Origin of the sequence: Listeria sp. SHR_NRA_18, assembly GCF_003856515.1 — a bacterium.
In the GTDB taxonomy this organism is placed as follows: Bacteria; Bacillota; Bacilli; order Lactobacillales; family Listeriaceae; genus Listeria_A; species Listeria_A newyorkensis.
Window position 1 is genome coordinate 1 of sequence record NZ_QPKR01000100.1, and the last position, 398, is coordinate 398.

1 protein-coding gene is annotated in these 398 nt (G+C 34.9%); it reads right to left on the reverse strand.

All coding sequences use genetic code 11. From position 1 onward, the window contains the following. The coding region (locus DUK53_RS17895; protein ID WP_236637338.1) for a hypothetical protein at nt 1-293 on the reverse strand (293 nt) is incomplete at its 3' end. Nucleotides 294-398 lie beyond the last annotated feature (105 nt).

Below are 398 nucleotides of genomic sequence, written 5' to 3' on the forward strand. Positions count from 1 at the left end.
GATATAGTGAGTATAAAACTTATGAACTTTGCAATCAACTTCTTATATTTAAATGTTGATACGTTACCGTAACCCCAGTTTTTACCTCTCTTAAGTAACAAATACAACAGGCCAGAGGAAATTATGATAGCGAAAACACCGTAAATTCCTGGGTGTGAAAAGTTGGCACTACCAGTAGTGAAATTGTAGAGCAACACGCCTAACACACCGATACATATGTTTTTAAAGTTATCAGTAGCGATAGCATAGTAATACTCATTTCCTTCATGAGGGACTCGCTTTAATTTTCCCACAGGAGATCCTTTTGATGTAATTATTTCGCGTGTGAACTATTTTTTGTTGAAGGTATTATAAAGAAATCAAGATGGATTTCAATATAAACACACATGATGTGGCAC